Source organism: Stenotrophomonas sp. TWI1151, from assembly GCF_039673135.1.
Taxonomy (GTDB): Bacteria; Pseudomonadota; Gammaproteobacteria; order Xanthomonadales; family Xanthomonadaceae; genus Stenotrophomonas.
Genome location: NZ_JBDJLA010000010.1, coordinates 33956 through 52095 on the forward strand (window position 1 = coordinate 33956; position 18140 = coordinate 52095).

16 protein-coding genes are annotated in these 18140 nt (G+C 67.1%); 13 read left to right on the forward strand and 3 right to left on the reverse strand.

The features are described 5' to 3' along the window. Positions 1–29 precede the first annotated feature (29 nt). From murC to lpxC, 6 genes are all read left to right on the forward strand, one after another. Complete coding sequence (gene murC, locus ABE422_RS12805; RefSeq protein WP_313210226.1) at positions 30–1466, forward strand: UDP-N-acetylmuramate--L-alanine ligase; 1437 nt, start codon at positions 30–32, stop codon at positions 1464–1466. After that, positions 1463–2446 (forward strand): D-alanine--D-alanine ligase, encoded by a 984-nt coding sequence (locus ABE422_RS12810; protein WP_313210224.1) that lies wholly within the window; start codon positions 1463–1465, stop codon positions 2444–2446. The genes murC and ABE422_RS12810 overlap by 4 nt, the downstream gene beginning before the upstream one ends. Further along, positions 2443–3195: a cell division protein FtsQ/DivIB gene (locus ABE422_RS12815; protein ID WP_313210222.1), complete on the forward strand. Its 753-nt coding sequence runs from the start codon at positions 2443–2445 to the stop codon at positions 3193–3195. Before ABE422_RS12810 ends, ABE422_RS12815 begins: the two co-directional genes overlap by 4 nt. Continuing rightward, positions 3192–4427, forward strand: a complete 1236-nt coding sequence (gene ftsA / locus ABE422_RS12820) for a cell division protein FtsA (RefSeq protein WP_017355446.1) — start codon at positions 3192–3194, stop codon at positions 4425–4427. Before ABE422_RS12815 ends, ftsA begins: the two co-directional genes overlap by 4 nt. A 195-nt stretch (positions 4428–4622) precedes the next feature. Further along, positions 4623–5855, forward strand: coding sequence for a cell division protein FtsZ (gene ftsZ / locus ABE422_RS12825; RefSeq protein ID WP_019182482.1), 1233 nt, complete (start codon positions 4623–4625; stop codon positions 5853–5855). A gap of 216 nt (positions 5856–6071) precedes the next feature. Further along, a complete protein-coding gene (gene lpxC, locus ABE422_RS12830; protein ID WP_313210219.1) occupies positions 6072–6983 on the forward strand; it encodes a UDP-3-O-acyl-N-acetylglucosamine deacetylase in 912 nt (303 codons plus the stop codon). Positions 6984–7277: 294 nt separating this feature from the next. On the opposite strand, the gene ABE422_RS12835 is transcribed toward lpxC, so the two are convergent. Further along, entirely contained in the window at positions 7278–7718 is a 441-nt protein-coding gene (locus tag ABE422_RS12835) for a DUF721 domain-containing protein (protein ID WP_282258203.1), read from the reverse strand. A gap of 12 nt (positions 7719–7730) precedes the next feature. Between ABE422_RS12835 and ABE422_RS12840 the strand changes: the two genes are divergently transcribed. The 3 genes from ABE422_RS12840 to ABE422_RS12850 all read left to right on the forward strand — a co-directional run bounded on the left by ABE422_RS12840 (position 7731) and on the right by ABE422_RS12850 (position 12779). Further along, positions 7731–8681 carry a M23 family metallopeptidase gene (locus tag ABE422_RS12840; protein WP_019182479.1) on the forward strand — a complete coding sequence of 317 codons (951 nt, stop codon included), beginning with the start codon at positions 7731–7733 and terminating at the stop codon, positions 8679–8681. Between the two features lie 168 nt (positions 8682–8849). Beyond that, complete coding sequence (secA, locus tag ABE422_RS12845) at positions 8850–11582, forward strand: preprotein translocase subunit SecA (RefSeq protein ID WP_346483108.1); 2733 nt, start codon at positions 8850–8852, stop codon at positions 11580–11582. A 237-nt stretch (positions 11583–11819) separates the two neighbouring features. Further along, positions 11820–12779, forward strand: coding sequence for a Nudix family hydrolase (locus tag ABE422_RS12850; protein ID WP_313219981.1), 960 nt, complete (start codon positions 11820–11822; stop codon positions 12777–12779). On the opposite strand, the gene ABE422_RS12855 is transcribed toward ABE422_RS12850, so the two are convergent. Both ABE422_RS12855 and metF read right to left on the reverse strand, forming a co-directional pair. Continuing rightward, positions 12769–13335 carry a hypothetical protein gene (locus tag ABE422_RS12855; protein ID WP_346483109.1) on the reverse strand — a complete coding sequence of 189 codons (567 nt, stop codon included), beginning with the start codon at positions 13333–13335 and terminating at the stop codon, positions 12769–12771. The genes ABE422_RS12850 and ABE422_RS12855 overlap by 11 nt on opposite strands. Positions 13336–13385: 50 nt before the next feature. After that, a complete protein-coding gene (gene metF, locus ABE422_RS12860; RefSeq protein ID WP_313219979.1) occupies positions 13386–14213 on the reverse strand; it encodes a methylenetetrahydrofolate reductase [NAD(P)H] in 828 nt (275 codons plus the stop codon). Positions 14214–14337: 124 nt separating this feature from the next. On the opposite strand from metF, the gene ABE422_RS12865 reads away from it, so the two are divergent. The 4 genes from ABE422_RS12865 (at position 14338) to ABE422_RS12880 (ending at position 18098) form a co-directional block, all read left to right on the forward strand. Next, on the forward strand, positions 14338–15228 hold the full coding sequence (locus tag ABE422_RS12865) for a TIGR01777 family oxidoreductase (protein WP_346483110.1): 891 nt from the start codon (positions 14338–14340) through the stop codon (positions 15226–15228). A 121-nt stretch (positions 15229–15349) separates the two neighbouring features. Beyond that, positions 15350–16270: an alpha/beta hydrolase gene (locus ABE422_RS12870; RefSeq protein ID WP_346483111.1), complete on the forward strand. Its 921-nt coding sequence runs from the start codon at positions 15350–15352 to the stop codon at positions 16268–16270. A gap of 20 nt (positions 16271–16290) precedes the next feature. Next, positions 16291–17361, forward strand: coding sequence for a histidine kinase (locus ABE422_RS12875; RefSeq protein ID WP_346483138.1), 1071 nt, complete (start codon positions 16291–16293; stop codon positions 17359–17361). Next, positions 17358–18098 (forward strand): LytTR family DNA-binding domain-containing protein, encoded by a 741-nt coding sequence (locus tag ABE422_RS12880; protein WP_346481794.1) that lies wholly within the window; start codon positions 17358–17360, stop codon positions 18096–18098. The genes ABE422_RS12875 and ABE422_RS12880 overlap by 4 nt, the downstream gene beginning before the upstream one ends. Positions 18099–18140: the final 42 nt, after the last annotated feature.

Here is an 18140-nt window from a genome sequence, read left to right on the forward strand (position 1 = left end):
ACGCGCGCCAGCCTGGCGCGAGGCCGCGCATGATCCGCCGCCTCCACGACACCAACGACCTGGTACGCGCGTTCCCGCGCGTGCACTTCGTCGGCATCGGCGGCACCGGCATGAGCGGCATCGCCGAAGTGATGCTGACGCTGGGCTATGAAGTGTCCGGCTCGGACAATGCCGACAACGCCGCGACCCGCCGCCTGGCCGGCCTGGGTGCGCGCGTGATGCGCGGCCACTCGGCCGCCAATGTGCTCGGTACCGACTGCGTGGTCGTCTCCAGCGCGATCCGCGATGACAACCCGGAGTTGATGGAAGCACGCAGCCAGCGCATTCCGATCATGCCGCGCGCGGCGATGCTGGCCGAACTGATGCGCTTCCGCCGCGGCATCGCGGTGGCCGGCACGCACGGCAAGACCACCACCACCAGCCTGACCGCCGCGGTGCTGAGCGAAGGCGGGCTGGACCCGACCTTCGTGATCGGCGGCCAGCTGCTCGCCGCCGGTGCCAACGCCAAGCTCGGCGGTGGCCAGTGGCTGGTGGCCGAAGCCGACGAGAGCGATGGCAGCTTCCTGCGCCTGAACCCGCTGGTTTCGGTGATCACCAACATCGATTCGGACCACCTGGAAAACTACGGCAACGATTTCGCCCGCGTCCAGGCCGCGTTCGCCGAGTTCCTGCAGCGCCTGCCGTTCTACGGGCTGGCGGTGCTGTGCATCGACGATCCGGAAGTGGCCGCATTGGCTGCGCAGACGCCACGCCATGTCATGAGCTATGGCATGAGCAGCAACGCCGACGTGCGCGCCGAGGACGTGGTCCAGGACGGCCCGCGCATGCATTTCACCCTGCGCCTGCCGGAAGGCAGCAGCCACCCGGTGACGCTGGCCCTGCCGGGCGCGCACAACGTGCTCAACGCGCTGGCCGCCGCGGCCGTGGGCTGGCAGCTGGGCGTGGCCCCGGACGCGATCGCGCGTGCGCTGGAGAGCTTTGCCGGCATCGGCCGCCGCTTCAATGACCTGGGCATCGTCACCACGCACACCGGCGCCAAGGTCCGCGTGATCGACGACTACGGCCACCACCCGCGTGAGCTGGCCGCCGTGTTCGCCGCTGCCCGCGGCGGCTGGCCGAGCCAGCGCCTGGTCGTGGCGTTCCAGCCGCACCGTTACAGCCGTACCCGCGATCAGTTCGATGCCTTTGCCGCCGTGCTGTCCGAAGTGGATGCGCTGGTGCTGAGCGAGGTGTACCCGGCCGGCGAAGCGCCGATCCCGGGGGCCGATTCGCGTTCGCTGGCCCGCGCCATCCGTGCGCGCGGCCGCAGCGAGCCGGTCGTGGTCGGCAACGCCGCCGAACTGGCGCACGTGCTGCCTGACGTGCTGCAGGACGGTGACCTGCTGCTGATGATGGGGGCCGGCGACATCGGCTACATCGCCCAGCAGATCGCCGGCGAAGGTTTCCAGGAGACCCCGGCGGCATGAACGCGCTGACCTTCCCGCCGCTGCGCCTCACCGACCCGGCCATGTTCGGCCGCGTCGCCGTGCTGCTGGGTGGCACCTCCAGCGAGCGCAACGTCTCGCTGGATTCCGGCCGCAACGTGATCGAAGCGCTGCGCGCGCGCGGCGTCGATGCGATCGCGGTCGACGGCATCCCAGCCCTGGCGCTGGCGCTGGTCGAGAAGCGCTTCGACCGCGTGTTCAACATCCTCCACGGCCATAACGGCGGTGGCGAGGACGGCATCGTGCAGGGCCTGATGGAAGCCTTCGGCGTGCCCTACACCGGCTCGGACGTGCTGGGCTCGGCGTTGAGCATGGACAAGATCCGCACCAAGCAGGTGTGGCTGTCGCACGGCCTGCCGACCCCGCGCTTCATCGCGCTGGACCAGGCCTCCGATGTCCACGCCGCCGCGGCCGAGCTCGGCCTGCCGGTGGTGGTCAAGCCGGCCAACGAAGGCTCCAGCGTCGGCATCAGCCGCGTGGTGGAAGCGGCCGGGCTGGATGAGGCGGTCGCGCTGGCGGTGCGCTATGACGGCCAGCTGCTGATGGAGCAGATGGTGGTCGGTGATGAGTTGACCGTGGCGATCCTGGGCGACCAGGCGCTGCCGTCGATCCGCATCGTGCCCAAGGGCCAGTGGTACGACTACAACGCCAAGTACATCGCCGAGGACACCCAGTACCTGTGCCCGGGCCTGGAGGGCGAGGATGAAATCGAGATCCGCCGCCTCGCACTGGCCGCGTTCCGCGCCGCCGGTTGCCGTGGCTGGGGCCGGGTGGACGTGATGCGCGACCGCAGCAGCGGCCGCTTCTACCTGTTGGAAGTGAACACCGCGCCGGGCATGACCAGCCATTCGCTGGTGCCCAAATCGGCCAGCCAGGCCGGGATCGGCTTTGAAGAGCTGGTCTGGCGCGTGCTGGAACAGACCCTGCCGGGTCACGCAGCACAGGAGCACAGCCACGCATGAACGCGGTGCTGCGCATCTTCGTCTGGTTGCTGGCCCTGTCGGTCGTGGCACTGCCCGTAGTGGCGGTGCTCAACGGCTGGGTCGGTGCCGAGCGGTGGCCGTTGGCCAAGCTGCGCGTGCACGGTGAGTTCAAGCGGGTCCCGGCCGAACAGCTGCAGCAGGTCGTGTTGCCGTACGCGAAGTCCGGCTTCTTCGCGGTCAAGCTGCAGGATGCCCAGGACGCCATCGAAACACTGCCGTGGGTGGAAAGCGCGCAGGTCCGCAAGCAGTGGCCGGACGTGCTGGAAATCACCCTGGTCGAGCACAAGCCGTTCGCGCGCTGGGGCCACGACCGCCTGCTTTCCGAGCAGGGCAAGCTCTTCGCCACGCCGAAGAAGCTGCAGGACCTGGAGCTGCCCGACCTGGACGGGCCGGACAGCCAGACTGAAGAAGTCGTGGCGCTCTACAACGATGCGCGCGCGCTGTTCGCGCCGGCCGGGGTGGACGTCAAGCGGGTCACCATGGACGCACGCGGCAGCTGGTCGCTGGTGCTGAGCAATGGCACCGAAGTGGTGGTGGGCCGCGACGATGCCCGCTCGCGCCTGCAGCGGTTCGTGCGCGTACTGCCACAGCTGGCCAACCAGGCGGCGCCGATCGAGCGCGCCGACCTCCGATACACCAATGGTTTCACGCTGAGCTGGGGTACCCCGGCTCCGGCCGCACCGGCCACGCCGGCCACTGTGGCGCACAGGACGCAGGACAGGACATGAATCGCAAGGGTGACAAATCACTGATCGTTGGTCTGGATATCGGCACCTCCAAGGTGGTGGCGCTGGTCGGCGAGTATTCGCCGGGCAATCCGATCGAGGTCATCGGCATCGGCTCGCACGAATCGCGCGGTCTCAAGCGCGGCGTGGTGGTGGATATCGAATCGACCGTGCAGTCCATCCAGCGTGCGGTCGAAGAGGCCGAGCTGATGGCCGGGTGCGAAATCCGCTCGGTGTATGCCTCGATCTCCGGCAACCACGTGCAGTGCAAGAACTCGCCCGGCATCGTGCCGATCCGCGACGGCGAAGTGACCTGGGGCGACCTGGATCGCGTGCTGGATGCGGCCAAGGCGGTGGCGATCCCGGCCGACCAGAAGATCCTGCATGCGATCCCGCGCGAGTACGTGCTGGACGATTCGCAGGAAGGCATCCGCAACCCGGTCGGCATGACCGGCGTGCGCCTGGAAGTGCATGCCCACCTGGTGGTGTGTGCACAGTCGGCGGCGGCCAACATCTCCAAGTGCGTGCAGCGCTGCGGCCTGCAGGTCGATGACCTGGTGCTCTCTTCGCTGGCCTCCAGCGTGGCCGTGCTGACCGCCGACGAGCGCGAGCTGGGCGTGGTGCTGGTCGACATGGGTGCCGGCACCACCGACCTGGCCGTGTTCGTGCAGGGCGCGATCTGCCACACCGCCTCGCTGCCGATCGCTGGCGACCACGTCACCAACGACATCGCGCACATGCTGCGCACGCCGACGCCGGAAGCCGAGCAGATCAAGGTGCGCTATGCCTGCGCCCTGGCCCAGCTGGCCACCGCCGAGGAAAGCATCCAGGTACCCAGCGTCGGCGATCGTCCGCCGCGCCGGATGCCACGCCACGCACTCGCCCAGGCAGTGCAGGGCCGTTACGAAGAGATCTTCGAGATGGTGCAGGCCGAACTGCGCCGCTCCGGTTTCGAGGAGCTGGTGCGCGCCGGCATGGTGCTTACCGGCGGTGCCTCGAAGATGGAAGGCGTGGTCGAACTGGCCGAGGAAATGCTGCAGATGCCGGTGCGCGTGGGCATTCCGCAGCACGTCACCGGGCTGGGCGAAGTGGTGGGCAACCCGGTGCATGCCACCGGCGTGGGCCTGCTGCTGATGGGCAGCCAGATCGAACACCCGCGTCGCCCGTCGCTGCCCACCGGCCGCGCCGGCAGCATGTTCAAGAAACTCAAAACCTGGTTCCGCGGCGAGTTCTGACGCGGCCCGCGGTAGAGCCGACCGTTGGTCGGCTGCATCACCTGCACCCCCGCACCACTGCAACGCAACGCACCACCGCAACACGGCAGCACCGGCAACACACAACCCACACAGCCGCAACGGCAACATGACGCGCGAAAGGCAGGAGGCCTGACCGCCCATGCCACCGAAAGCGGATACAACGAGGACACGGACATGGCGCATTTCGAACTGATTGAAAAGATGGCACCCAATGCGGTGATCAAGGTGATCGGCGTGGGCGGCGGCGGCGGTAACGCCGTGGCGCACATGGTCAGCACCAGTGTGGACGGCGTGGAATTCATCACCGCCAACACCGACTCGCAGGCGATAAAGAACTGCGGTGCCAAGCTGCAGCTGCAGCTGGGTACCAACGTCACCAAGGGCCTGGGCGCAGGCGCGAACCCGGAAGTCGGCCGCCAGGCCGCGCTGGAAGACCGCGAGCGCATCATGGACGCCCTGCAGGGTGCGGACATGGTGTTCATCACCGCCGGCATGGGCGGCGGTACCGGCACCGGTGCAGCCCCGGTCGTGGCCCAGCTGGCCAAGGAGATGGGCATCCTGACCGTCGCCGTGGTCACCAAGCCGTTCCCGTTCGAAGGCCGTCGCCGCATGCAGGTCGCGCTGAAGGGCATCGAGGAACTGAGCCAGCATTGCGACTCGCTGATCACCATCCCGAACGAAAAGCTGATCACCGTGCTGGGCCGCAACGCCACCATGATCCAGGCCTTCCGTGCCGCCAACGACGTCCTCCAGGGCGCCGTGCAGGGCATCGCCGACCTGATCGTGCGTCCGGGCCTGATCAACGTCGACTTCGCCGACGTGCGCACCGTCATGTCCGAAATGGGCCTGGCGATGATGGGCACCGGCACCGCGCGTGGCGATGACCGCGCCCAGGCCGCTGCCGAAGCCGCCATCCAGAACCCGCTGCTGGACGATGTGAACCTGGCCGGTGCCAACGGCATCCTGGTCAACATCACCGCCGGCGCCGACTTCACGATGGCCGAGTTCGACGAGATCGGCCGCACCATCGATGGCTTCGCCTCCGAAGATGCCACCGTGGTCGTGGGTACGGTACTGGATCCGGACATGCAGGACGAAGTCCGCGTGACCGTGGTCGCCACCGGCCTGAACCGTGCCGTCACCGCCAAGACCCAGCGTCCGGGCGAGCGCGCACCGATCAAGCTGGTCCGCAACGCCACCACCGGCCAGCCGGAGTTCGGCGAGTTCGACAACGGCGGCGATGCGGTTTCCAAGGCCGTGGGCGGAATGGGCATGGGCATGGGCCTGCGTCGTCCGAGCGCCGACACCGTGGCCCCGTCGGCCCCGAGCGCGTCGGGTCCGGCTGCTGCTGAACTGCCGAACGATTACCTGGACATCCCGGCGTTCCTGCGCCGCCAGGCGGACTGAGTACTGCGTGCCGGGGCCTTGTCCTCCCCGGTAAGCACCTCCATGTCCCATGCTGCCGGGCCAGGATCGGCCCGGCAGTCTGACCGCCGTCGTGCATCGCGCACGTCCGGGCAGTGCTGTCGACGCACCACGGTTCACGGAAGGGACAGCGGTAGTGCGTGTTATTCTTGTTTGTCACAGCCGCGCTGACCGCGCGCTTTCTGGTCCTGCCCCCCGATGATTCCGCAACGCACCCTCAAGAACACGATCCGCGCCACCGGCGTTGGCCTTCACAGTGGTGACAAGGTCTACATGACCCTGCGCCCGGCCCCGGTCAACCACGGCATCGTCTTCCGTCGCGTCGATATGGACCCGGTGGTGGAAGTGCCCGCGCGTGCGGACCTGGTCACCGAAGTCACGCTGTGCACCGGCCTGACCTATCACGAGGCCAAGATCCAGACCGTCGAACACCTGATGTCGGCCCTGGCCGGCCTGGGTGTGGACAACATCATCGTGGAACTGTCCTCGGCCGAGCTGCCGATCATGGACGGTTCCTCCGGCCCGTTCGTCTTCCTGCTGCAGTCGGCGGGCATCGCCGAGCAGGACGCGCCGAAACGCTTCATCCGCATTCTCAAGACGGTGGAAGTCACCGAGGGCGACAAGGTCGCCCGCTTCGAGCCGTACGAAGGCTACAAGCTCGGTTTCACCATCCAGTTCAACCACCCGATGATCCCGGCCAAGCAGTCGCGGGCGGAAATCGACTTCTCGACCCTGGCCTACACCAAGGAAATCTCGCGCGCCCGGACCTTCGGCTTCATGCGGGATCTGGAGTACATGCGCGAGCGCAACCTGGGCCTGGGCGGTTCGATGGACAACGCCATCGTGCTCGACGAGTTCCGCGTGCTCAACGACGACGGCCTGCGCTACGCCGATGAGTTCGTGCGCCACAAGATCCTCGACGCGATCGGCGATCTGTATCTGGCCGGCGGCCAGGTGCTGGGCGCGTACGAAGGCTTCAAGTCGGGCCACGCGCTCAACAACAAGCTGGTGCGCGCGTTGCTGGCCGATGCCACGGCGTGGGAGTGGGTCAGCTACGACTCGCCTGCCGCCACGGCGCCGGTGGTTTACGGGCTGCCGGCGTACGCCTGAGCCGTCATCGCGTAAGTCATTGATATGAAACAAAATAGAACGGCGCCTGGGGCGCCGTTTCTGTTTCCTGCGGTCCAGGCCGATGGAAGGCGGCGTGATCTTGACGTCAATGAACCGTAGGGGTGCACAGCGCACAGATTTGTGAACCTCATCAAGGTTTCTGCCGAATTTAACGATAATTTAATAAAACACTAACGACTGGCGGCACTGACGCCGCTACAGTGCAGACCGGCTCCCAGCCAAAGTTCACGTGATCGTGACGCGGCCGGGAAGGGGCGGGATGCCCCGATGGCTTCACGATTTGGAGGAATCCACATCGCGCAGACAAGCCAACGCGTCGCGTAGCCCTTTGTGCGTGGCGGCTGAAACAGCGTGGGGGCCATTCCTGTTGTCGACCGCTGGGGAGCGTGGGGGAGGGGCAGATGCTGTTTTGACGGTCACCTTGGTGACCTTCAGCCCGATGGACCGGGCCGCGTCGATCAACTGTGCTTCGGCAAGCCGGACCTTGGCATGCCACACGGGAGATTCGACGAGAAAAACGAGGTGCTCGCCGTTTACATTCGCCAGCCGGCAACGGGTGGCCAGTGCAGGCGGCAAATGGGGGCGCAATTGACGGTCCAGCGCGTCGAGCCACAAGGCACGACGCAGCGGGTTACCGGCTTTGTCCGCCATGACCGCATCCAGCGCCGGCTTCGGCGTGGATGGGGAACGGGCACTGGATTTCGGCTCAGACATGAAAACTCACTGATGGCATTCAAAAAGATCGTAATCAAAACGCGTGAAGGACAGGCCAAGACGCCGCTGGCGCGTTTGCGTTTCTACTTCGAAGATTCCCCCCGGGCCCTGCTGGGCAGTGTGCTGGGGGTGGGCTGCCTGATCGGCTTCGGTGCCGGTATCGGTGGCAGCATGTTCAACGATTCCCGGCTCCACGCCAAGGTCGCACAGCAGGAACGCGAGCTGGCGCAGGCCCAGAAGGACGCTCAGACCCAGGTCAACGCGCTGGCTGCGCGGATGGGCGAGCTGCAGGCGCAGGCCACCCGTCTCAATGCCCTGGGCGAACGACTCACCCAGATGGGCAAACTGGAAGACGGCGAATTCGACTTCAACGAGACCCCCGGCCTCGGTGAAGGTGAGCCCGGCCCGACCCAGGACATCCCGGTCAGCGCGGTCAACGCCGACTTACAGGTGCTGGAGCAGCGCTTTGCTGCTTCAGGCCGCCAGCTGTCGGTGATGGAATCGCTGATGTTCGACCACCAGCTCGAACAGAACGCGGTGCCCTCGCGCATGCCGATCCGCAATACCTACATCACCTCCAACTTCGGCACCCGCAGCGATCCGTTCGGTCGTGGTGCGGCCACCCACAAGGGCATGGATTTCCACGCCAAGGTCGGTGACCCGGTGATGTCGGTGGCCGACGGCGTGGTCAGCTTTGCCGGTGTGAAGGGCGGCTACGGCAACGTGGTCGATGTGGACCATGGCAACGGCTATGTGACCCGCTATGCGCATAATTCGCGCCTGGTGGTGAAGCCGGGCGATCTGGTCCGGGCCGGCCAGGAAGTGGCCAAGGCCGGTTCCACGGGCCGTTCCACCGGTGCCCACGTGCACTTCGAGGTCTGGGAACGCGGCCAGGTGGTCAATCCGCGCAAGTTCCTCGGTGATGGCGGCAACACCCCGGTCGGCCGCGTTTCGCGGGGCTGATCACGGTAATGAACTTGAACGGGGGTGCTTGAAACGCCGGACCCCCGTCCCAAGCTACAATGGGTGTTGCCATAGACAGGGCGCAGTGCGCCCTGTTTCGTTTGCGGCGTGCGCATCCCCTGGGGAGAGCGCCGCCGTTGGGGCGTCTCATTCCAACCGGTTCCTTCAATGATCAACAGCCTGCTTACCCGCGTCTTCGGCAGTCGTAATGAACGACAGCTGCGCCAGCTCAACCGCATCGTCGCCAAGATCAATGCGTTGGAGCCGGAAATCGAAAAGCTCTCCGACGAGCAGCTCAAGGCCAAGACCCCGGAGTTCAAGCAGCGCATCGCTGACGGTGAGGCCCTGGACAAGGTGCTTCCCGAAGCGTTCGCGGTCTGCCGTGAAGCCAGCCGCCGTGTGCTGGGCATGCGCCATTACGATGTGCAGCTGATCGGCGGCATGGTCCTGCACCTGGGCAAGATCGCCGAAATGCGCACCGGTGAAGGCAAGACCCTGGTCGCCACGCTGCCGGTGTATCTGAACGCGCTGGAAGGCAAGGGCGTCCACGTGGTCACCGTGAACGACTACCTGGCCCGCCGTGACTCGGCGCAGATGGGCAAGCTCTACAACTGGCTGGGCATGAGGGTGGGCGTGGTCTACCCGGGCATGCCGCACGGCGACAAGCGCGAGGCGTATGCCAGCGACATCACCTACGGCACCAACAACGAATTCGGCTTCGATTACCTGCGCGACAACATGGCGCTGTCCCGTGCGGACCGCTACCAGCGCGGCCTGCATTACGCGATCGTCGATGAAGTCGACTCGATCCTGATCGATGAAGCCCGCACCCCGCTGATCATTTCCGGCCCGGCCGATGATTCCCCGGAGCTGTACATCCGTGTCAACCGCGTCGTCCCGCACCTGATCAAGCAGGAGGCCGAGGAGGGCGAGGGCGATTTCTGGGTCGATGAGAAGGGCAAGCAGGTCCATCTGTCCGAAGCGGGCATGGAGCATGCCGAGGCACTGCTGGTCGAAGCCGGCATCCTCAACGCCGAGACCGAAGGCCTCTACGCCGCGCAGAACCTGACCGTGGTGCACCACCTCAACGCGGCGCTGCGTGCGCATGCGATCTATCAGCGCGACGTGGATTACATCGTGCGCGATGGTGAAGTGGTGATCGTGGATGAATTCACCGGCCGTACCCTGGCCGGTCGCCGCTGGTCCGATGGCCTGCACCAGGCGGTGGAAGCGAAGGAAGGCGTGCCGGTCCAGCGCGAGAACCAGACGCTGGCGAGCATCACCTTCCAGAACCTGTTCCGCATGTACAAGAAGCTGTCCGGCATGACCGGTACGGCCGATACGGAAGCCTACGAATTCCAGAGCATCTACAACCTGGAAGTGGTGGTGATCCCGACCAACCGCCCGACCATCCGCAAGGACGGTTCGGACCAGGTGTTCCTCAACCGCAACGGCAAGTTCAACGCGGTGCTGGCCGATATCCAGGCCTGCAACGAGCGCGGCCAGCCGGTGCTGGTGGGTACCACCTCGATCGAAACCTCGGAGATGCTGTCCGAGCATCTGCGCAAGGCCGGTGTGCACCACGAAGTGCTCAACGCCAAGCAGCATGACCGCGAAGCGACGATCATCGCCAACGCCGGCATGCCGGGCGCGGTGACCATCGCCACCAACATGGCCGGCCGTGGTACCGACATCGTGCTGGGCGGTTCGCTGGAAGCGCAGCTGCATGAGCTGGGCGAAGAGGCGACGCCGGAACAGCGCGCCCAGGTCAAGGCCGAGTGGCAGGTCCGTCACGATGCGGTCAAGGCGGCCGGTGGCCTGCACATCGTCGGCACCGAGCGCCATGAGTCGCGCCGTATCGATAACCAGCTGCGTGGCCGTTCGGGCCGCCAGGGCGATCCGGGTTCGTCCCGCTTCTACCTGTCGCTGGAAGACAACCTGATGCGCATCTTCGCCTCGGACTGGGTCCAGAAGGCGATGCGCATGATGGGCATGAAGGAAGACGACGTCATCGAGGATCGCCTGGTCAGCCGCCAGATCGAAAAGGCGCAGCGCAAGGTCGAAGCGCACAACTTCGATATCCGCAAGAACCTGCTGGACTTCGACGACGTCAACAACGATCAGCGCAAGGTGATCTACAGCCAGCGCGATGAGCTGCTGGATGCGGAGTCGGTGAAGGACAACGTGGATGGCATCCGTGGCGATGTGATCTTCGACGTGGTGGCGCGCTTCGTGCCGCCGAACTCGATCGACGAGCAGTGGGACCTGCAGGGTCTGGAAGCAACGCTGGCGTCGGACTTCGGCATCGACATGTCGCTGACCGACCTGGTCAAGGCACACGAAGAGCTGGATGCCGAGGGCATCGCCGAGAAGGTGCAGGCCAAGGTCGACGAGCACTTCGCGGCGAAGGAAGCCGGCGTGGGTGACGAGACCATGCGCGCGCTGGAGAAGCACGTGATGCTGACCGTGCTGGACCAGAGCTGGAAGGAGCATCTGGCGCGCATGGACTACCTGCGCCAGGGCATCTACCTGCGCGGTTATGCGCAGAAGCAGCCGAAGCAGGAATACAAGAAGGAAGCCTTCGAACTGTTCTCGGAGATGCTGGAGAACGTGAAGCGCGAAGTTGTGACGTTGCTGGCGCGCGTGCGTATCCGCAGCGAAGAGGAAGTGGCGGCACTGGAGCAGGCCGAGCGCCAGCAGGCGGAGGCCCGTCTGCTGCAGTCGCAGTTCCAGCATCAGGACGCGGGCGGTTACGGTGCGGACGAAGAGGCCGCGCAGGTGGAGGCGGCGCAGAACGGCGTGCCGCAGGTCACCCGCGATGAGCCGAAGGTCGGCCGCAATGACCCGTGCCCGTGCGGCAGCGGCAAGAAGTACAAGCACTGCCATGGTCAGCTGAGCTGATCGGTTGATCGGAAGTGCTGAAGAAGCCCCGCCTTGTGCGGGGCTTTTTTTTGGTTCTTCTTCCATCCGCGTGGCAGGTATGTGGTGCGCGTTGACCCTTCCAGGCACGGCGGTCGCTGCGGGGCCCTTACGCTCGCGGCAGCTCCGAGCGGAGACGCCACCACGAGCCACAACGAGCCCCTACAACTACCCGCAGGGGCATTGCGTCACGGGCCCCGGTTTGGGCATCCTCGGGGTATGTCATCTCCCCTTCGTTCGATCCATGTCGTGGCCGGCGTCATCACCGATGCCCGTGGCCGCATCCTGCTCAACCGTCGTACCGAGAACCGCGATATGGCCGGCCTGTGGGAATTCCCGGGCGGCAAGCGGGAGCCCGGCGAGACCTCCGAGGAGGCGCTGGTGCGGGAGCTGCGCGAGGAGCTGGGGATCGAGGCCGAGGTCGGTGAGTGGATCATGGACGTGCCGCAGATCTATCCGGACAAGCGGCTGCGGCTGGAGGTGCGCCGGATCCAGAGCTGGAAGGGCTCGCCGCGGGGCCGCGAGGGACAGGCGATCACCTGGGTGGCGCCGGACAAGCTGCACCGGTATTCGATGCCGCCGGCCGATCTACCGGTGGTGGCGGCGCTGCGGCAGCCGGACCGCTATCTGATCACGCCGGAGCCGGAGGGGGAGGAGGACAGCCTCCACCAGGCCTGGCTGGGGCGGCTGGCGCAGGCGCTGGAAAGCGGGGTGCGCCGGGTGCAGCTGCGTACGCCGTCCAGTCCGGCACGGGTGGCCTTGGCCGAGCGGGTGATCCAGCAGCATGGGCCGCGCACGCAGTGGCTGGTCAACCGGGATATCGACCTGGCCGGTCGGTTGGGGGTCGGGGTGCATCTGGGCAGTGAGCAGCTGCTGGCGCTGGACGCGCGGCCGCTGCCGGTGGGTCAGCTGGTGGCCGCGTCCTGCCACGATCTGGCGCAGCTGCAGGCGGCGCAGCGATTGGGCTGCGACTTCGCGGTGCTGGGGCCGGTGCAGGCGACGGCCAGCCACCCGGGGGCGGCACCGCTGGGCTGGGCGGCGTTCGAGGCGCTGCGCGAGCAGGTGTCGTTGCCGCTGTATGCGCTCGGCGGGATGACCCCCGGTGATATCGAGGAGGCGCGCCGCCACGGGGCGCAGGGCATTGCGGCGATCCGATCGCTGTGGCCGGCTACAGCGTGATCCAGAAGCAGCCGTACTGACGGCGCAGGCCGAATACGGTCCTGGCCGGGGTGGCGGTGCTGCCGAGGGTCTGTTCAATACGCAGGCCGACCGGGCGCGGTCGTGCCGGTGCCTCCGTCGTGCCCACGGCGACGAGCCCGGGGGCGAGCGGCACCGGGGCGGCATCCGGGTAGACCGGGGCGATGTCGACCAAGGGGCGCTGCACGACGGATTCCAGACGACCGATGATCTGGTTCGCCGTGGCGTTGGAGACGTTGCTCCACAGGTAGATCGAGGACAGCCGGTTCACGTCCTGCGCGCTGACCGCGTCGCGGATCTGCCCGGTCAGTTCACTGAGCCGGCGCGCGCAGCCGGCGCGGTAGATGCCGGTGTTGCCGACGCTCGCGGTGCGCCGCGGGAGTCGTGAGGTGGCACCCAGTGCATCGCAGCGGCGGTCGGTGAAGACGGTTTCGCCCTGCGCGTTGGTGCAGCGGTTCACGCGCTGCGGTGCCTGCGCCAGGGCAGGCGGCGAGGGCAGGCACAGTGCACACAGCAGGAGCCACACGAGCGGTTTCATCGCAGCAGCGTAGCGGCGTGGGTGTTATCTGCAAGCGATGCGTGGCGGCCTCAGCCGCGCAGCAGTTTCAGGACCTGGGTGGTCGGCTTGGCCAGGTTGAGCGTGTAGAAGTGCAGGCCCGGCGCACCGCCAGCGACCAGGCGTTCGCACAGGCTGGCGACGACCTCCGCACCGAACGCGCGGACCGAGTCGGCATCGTCGCCGTAGGCCTGCATGCGCTTGCCGATCCAGCGCGGAATCTCGGCACCGCACTGCTCGGAGAAGCGGCGCAGCTGGCTGAAATTCGAGATCGGCATGATGCCCGGGACGATCGGTACGGTGACCCCCAGCTTGCGCACCGCATCGACGAAGTGGAAGTAGGCATCGGCGTTGAAGAAGTACTGGGTGATCGCCGCATCGGCACCGGCGTCGATCTTGGTCTTGAAGTGCTTCAGGTCCAGCAGCGCGTCGTTGGCCTGCGGGTGGGTCTCCGGATACGCGCCCACTTCGATGCGGAACGCATCGCCATGCTCGGCGCGGATGAAGCTGATCAGTTCGGAGGCATACCGCAGGTCGCCGGGGTGGCCCATGCCCGAGGGCAGGTCGCCGCGCAGGGCGACGATGCGGCGGCAGCCGATCGCGCGGTACAGCTTGAGCAGTTCGCGGATTTCCTCGCGGCTGCCCCCGACGCAGGACAGGTGCGGGGCGGCTTCGAAACCATGGTGCTGCTTGAGGTGGCGCACGGTTTCGGAGGTATAGCTGAGGGTTGAGCCGCCGGCACCGAACGTACACGACACGTATTCCGGCGCGAACACCTTGAGCTTGGCCGCGGTCCGGTCCAGCTGGGCGCGCTGCTCGTCGGTCTTGGGCGGATAGAACTCGAAGCTGATGGCGGTCATGGCGGGGGTGCGTCGACGGGTGTGGTTCAATCATATCTCTTCATCGCGATGAATGTGAGGTGCTTCGATGTGCCGTGCACGCCGGGCCGGGTACAGTGAGCGCTGATCTTCCGGAGCAATCGCCATGCAGATTCTCGTGACCGGTGGCACCGGCTTCATCGGCAGCCGCCTGTGCGCGCGCCTGCTGGCCGAGGGCCATGACCCCATCGTCCTCACCCGGCGGCCTGGCCGGAACCCGCAGAAGGGCGTGCGCAGCGTTGCAGCGCTGGAGGAGGTCGGTCCGGTCCAGGCGGTGGTCAACCTGGCGGGCGAGCCGTTGATGGACGGCCGCTGGAGTGATGAACGCAAGCAGGCGTTGCGCGATTCCCGGATCGGCACGACGCAGGCGCTGCTGGCCTGGATGGCCGCGCTGCCCGAACGGCCGAAGGTGCTGGTGTCCGGCTCGGCGATCGGTTGGTACGGCCCCCGCGACAGCGCACCGCTGGATGAGACCGCCTCGCCGGGGCACGACTTCGCCGCGATGCTGTGCCGGCAGTGGGAGGCCGAGGCGTTCAAGGCCGAGGACCTCGGCGTGCGCACCTGCGTGCTGCGGACCGGCATCGTGCTCGACCGTGAGGGCGGCGCACTGCAGAAGATGCTGCCACCGTTCCGGATGGGGCTCGGCGGGCCGATGGGCGATGGGCGGCAGTGGATGAGCTGGATCCATCGCGAGGACCTGGTCGGGATGATCCTGTGGCTGCTCACCACCGACCGGGCACGCGGCGCCTACAACGGCACCGCGCCCGGCACGGTCACCAACCGGACCTTCGCCACCACGCTGGGCGAGGTGCTGCATCGTCCAGCACGACTGACCACCCCGGCGTTCGCGTTGAAACTGGGCTTCGGGGAAATGAGCGGGCTGCTGCTGACCGGGCAGAACGTGCAGCCGGCGCACGCCTTGGCGGAGGGGTTTGTCTTCCAGTATCCGTCGCTGCCTGAAGCGTTGCAGGCGATCGTGGGTGCGCCGGATCGCTGAGGCGGGGATGTTCATCCGCCACTGCCGACCGCTCATCGTCTGTCTGCCGCCGCTGCTCATGTAATCGCCCCGGCGGCGACGTCCCGCGGCAGTCTTCATGCTCACCCAGCAGGAGCCTGCCATGTCGACCGTCCGTCCCCGCCGCCTCTACTCCATCGCCCCGTTGGCCGCGCTCGCGCTGACCGCATGGGCCACCTTGGTCAGTCCCGCGCATGCCGCCACCGAGCATTTCCAGGATCTGCAGGTCGAGGTGATCGGCAGCGGCCGGCCGGTGCTGATGATCCCGGGCCTCAACAGCGGTGCGCAGGTCTGGCGCGAGACCTGCGCCGCGCTGCAGCCACAGGTGCAATGCCACTTGATACAGCTGCCCGGCTTTGCTGGTGCGCCTGCGGTGGTCAGCGATGACTTTCTGAGCGCCATGCGTGACCGCCTGCTGGCCTACAGCGCGGACCGCAAGCTCGATCATCCGGCCGTGATCGGCCACAGCCTCGGTGGTGTGCTGGCGCTGCAGATGGCGATCGCGGCGCCGCAGAAGATCGGGCCACTGGTGATCGTCGATGCCCTGCCGTATTTCGGCGCGGTCCAGAATCCGGCCGCGACGCCGGCCACGCTCAAGCCGATGGCCGAGCAGATGCGGGCCGGCATGCTCGCCGCCGACGCCACGCAGTACGCGGCGCAGACCGACGCCGCCGTCGCCAACATGGCGCACGCCCCCGAACAGGTTGCGACCTTGAAGCTGTGGGGACGCGACAGTGACCGCGCCACCACCGCCAACGCGATGTACTCGATGACGATGACCGACCTGCGCCAGCCGATCGCCGGCATCACGGCCCCGGTGCTGGTGCTGGGCGCGTGGGCGGCCTATCAGCCGTTCGGTGCGACCGAAGCCAGTACGCGGCAGGTATTCGCCACCCAGTACGCCGCGCTGCCCGGCGTGCGGATCGAGATGAGCCGCGCCGGCTACCACTTCCTGATGTGGGATGATCCGCGCTGGCTGCAGACGCAGATCCGGGGCTTCCTTGATCTGCCTGCAGCGCCCTGATCGAGGCCGGCGTGGAGACGATGAGCGAGAAGCGGACAGCACGCGATACCGGTTTCTGGTGGGCGAATGCGGGTCTATGGTCCTGCTACCTGGGCTTGAGCCTCGGCATGGGCATCGCTTACCGCGGCAACTGGTCCGGCGGGACCCTGATCTACGTAATGGTCGCGCTTGGTCTGTTCGCCGGCAGCGCAGCGATTCGCGCCTGGGCGCTTCGTCATGCCTGGTTGCAGCGCGATCTGCTGGGAATCACGTGGCGGATGACGCTGGCCGTGGTGATCGTCGCGGCCGCCATCCAGCTCGCTACCGCGGCTGTGCTGTTGCCCGCGGTGGCCTGGGAGTGGGTGAAGCTGCCGGGGCAACGCGCCTATTACAGGCCGATCGACATCTTCAACTATTGGCTCAGCACCGCCATCGTTCTGAGCGTGTGGTGCGCACTGTGGACCGGTCGCCGCGCGCTGCAGCGTGCGCGCCACAGCGAGATGGCGCAGCTGCGCGCCGAAGCGCAGCGGGCGACGCTGGAGCACCAGGCGCTGCGTGCGCGGCTCAATCCCCACTTCGTGTTCAATGCGCTCAACAACCTGCGCGCCCTGATCAATGAAGACCCGGCGCGTGCACGCGACATGGTCACCCATCTCTCCAGCACGTTGCGGCACGCCCTGGTGCATACCGACGGGGGCTGGGTCACTTTGGCCGAGGAGTGGCGCGTGGTACAGGACTACCTGGCGGTGGAGGCGATCCACTACGAGGACCGCTTGCGCGTTCACACCGACATCGAGCCGGCCGCGCTGTCCGCACGGCTGCCGCCGATGGCGCTGCAGCTGCTGGTGGAAAATGCGATCAAGCACGGCATCGCCGTCCATCCCGGCGGCGGTGAGCTGACGATCCGCGTGCGCCTCGATGGCGGCCGGCTGCGGGTGGCGGTGGACAATCCCGCCGCGCACGACGCCAGCAGCGAAGGCCACGGCATCGGGCTGGCCTATCTGCGCGCGCAGCTGGGCATCGACGCGGCGCCCTCTTCATCCAGCCGGGGCACGTTCCTGCTGGAGCGACAGGGTGAGCGCATGCTGGCCCGCCTGGAGGTGCAGCAATGAGCGCCTTACTGCGGGTGTTGATCGTGGACGATGCGCGACTGGCGCGCCGCGAGCTGCGTACCCTGCTGGCGGCGATCCCGTGGGTGGTGTGTGTCGGCGAGGCCGACGACGTGCCCGCGGCCCGCGAGGCGATCCTGCGCGAGCAGCCCGATCTGGTGTTGCTCGATGTGCAGATGCCCTCGGGCGAGGGCTTCGATGTGCTCGAGGCTCTGGAGACGGTGCCGATGGTGGTGTTCGTCACCGCTTACGACCAGTACGCGGTGCGCGCCTTCGAAACCAACGCGCTCGACTACCTGGTCAAGCCGGTGGAGGCAGGCCGCCTGCAGGCGGCGCTGGAACGCGGCCGGGAGCGCCTCTCGGCACCGGCCGCCCCCACTGCGGCGGACAGCGTGCGCGATGCGCTGGGTGCCGAGGATCAGGTGTTCCTGCGCGATGGGGAGCGCTGCTGGTTCGTGGCGCTCGGGGAGATCCGCAAGGTCGTGGTTGACGGCAACTACGCGCGGCTGTGGTTCCGCGACCAGAACGCGGTGCTGGCACGCAGCCTCAGCACGCTGGAGGCACGGCTGTCGCCGGCGCTGTTCTTCCGCGCCAACCGCAACACCCTGGTCAATCTGCGACGTGTGCGTGCGATCGAACCGTCCCTCGGCGATGGCTACGACCTGACCCTGGATGATGGCAGCCAGGTGGAGGTGTCGCGGCGGCAGGCCCGCGAGCTGCGTGAGCGGCTGGCGCTGTAGGGCACGCGCCGCACGCGTTACCCTGTGGGGATCTCCACCGCC